At 31.9% G+C, this 1,368-nt stretch carries 3 protein-coding genes; 2 read left to right on the top strand and 1 reads right to left on the bottom strand.

The window, feature by feature from the left end:
• Positions 1-63: 63 nt before the first annotated feature.
• Both HUN22_RS17070 and HUN22_RS17065 read left to right on the top strand, forming a co-directional pair.
• Positions 64-483 (top strand): hypothetical protein, encoded by a 420-nt coding sequence (locus HUN22_RS17070; protein ID WP_174731892.1) that lies wholly within the window; start codon positions 64-66, stop codon positions 481-483.
• Positions 484-598: 115 nt separating this feature from the next.
• Positions 599-829: a hypothetical protein gene (locus HUN22_RS17065; protein ID WP_174731889.1), complete on the top strand. Its 231-nt coding sequence runs from the start codon at positions 599-601 to the stop codon at positions 827-829.
• A gap of 277 nt (positions 830-1,106) precedes the next feature.
• Here HUN22_RS17065 and HUN22_RS17060 read toward each other — a convergent pair whose 3' ends face one another.
• A complete protein-coding gene (locus HUN22_RS17060; RefSeq protein ID WP_016145360.1) occupies positions 1,107-1,283 on the bottom strand; it encodes a hypothetical protein in 177 nt (58 codons plus the stop codon).
• Between the last annotated feature and the right edge of the window lie 85 nt (positions 1,284-1,368).

The following is a 1,368-nucleotide window of genomic DNA, read 5'->3' as shown; positions in this document are numbered from 1 at the left end:
AATATTGATTATTGGCGGGGCTTTTAATTTTTTATTTGAGATTCAACATATTGAGTAATTATTATGACGATTAGAATTGATTTAGTTCAGGGCAGGGCAAGCTATCATGATCGTTATGATAGAAATCCTGATTTACTGTTTATTAGTTTACAGACTTACGAAGATATCTTGCATGATCCAAACACCGATTTAAGTAAAAACTTTAATAATTTTTATGGTTGTGAAGTCATTACAGTGAACTCTTTAAATATTGATTATATATTTTTTGAGAAAACTGATTTGGACGCAGCGCTTGAAAAGTATCTAAGTCAAAGAACCCAATTGGTAACTATTCCAAAGCATTTGCCTTCACATAGTACATCGGCCCCTACAAACTCCAATGTACGGTCTATAGAAGATGATTTCACTTTAGAAAATTTACAAATTGAAGAGAAGATAATTGTTGCTTATCAGCAGTATCAAGATAGTAAAAAATTGTATTAGCAGACTTTAAAGTCTAATGCATATTAATAATTTTAATTAGATAAAAAGTTCATTGGAAGACGGGTCTGCTACTTTGTGTGTTAAGCTGATCTTCATAAATTTATGGATTATTACAATGTTTATTTGTGTCGGCGGTGATTTAGATGGTGAAGTTGTAAATAACCGTGAAGGAACGTTCTTTAAGGCTAGTGAAATAGATTCAAGTAAACAATCAACATACAACCGCCAAAGCTACATTATTGGTGAAAAGACTTATCGCTTTTGGCTTTGTGCAGAGTTGACCTATGCTGAGACAACAAAAATAGCAAATGATTACTTGGCACAAAAACATTCATACCTTTCATAAATTAGATATTAAAAATAAGCCTGCCAATTTTGACGGGCTTAAATCTATCTAAGGCCAATAGGCTAAATACAGGTTAAGTGAAAAAACAATTAAAAAAGCCCCTCATATCTGAGAGACTAGTCATATCAATTTTTTGGAATGAATGGCTGCAATTTCTTAAATAACTAAACAAATCAAATTGATAAAAGTAGTTAAAATTATAATAAATCAGTGCACTAATTTATTGATTGTAGTAGCAGAGCCTCAAAACAACTCCCAAGGCACTGTTAATAAGAAATTATTTGTTATTAGGATCAGGTTGATCATTGTTCTCCGGCAGATCTTTTACTGTGCCAGGAACTTCTGATGGTTGAGTTTCAGTAGGTGGTGTTGTTGCAGAATGCTTATTCATTTGAGCTTTAATGATGTTAGCGTGATTAGTTGTATTTTGAGAAAAACTTTTAAAACCTGACATTTTTATCTTCTTATCTTCACTAGGGAAAGTTCATAGTACGCTTTAAAAGCCTTTACATTACGGTAGTTTTAAGACTGATATGTGT

This window comes from Acinetobacter lactucae (assembly GCF_013344765.1).
GTDB classification, from domain to species: Bacteria; Pseudomonadota; Gammaproteobacteria; order Pseudomonadales; family Moraxellaceae; genus Acinetobacter; species Acinetobacter lactucae_A.
This window is presented reverse-complemented; position numbering and strand designations above follow the sequence as displayed.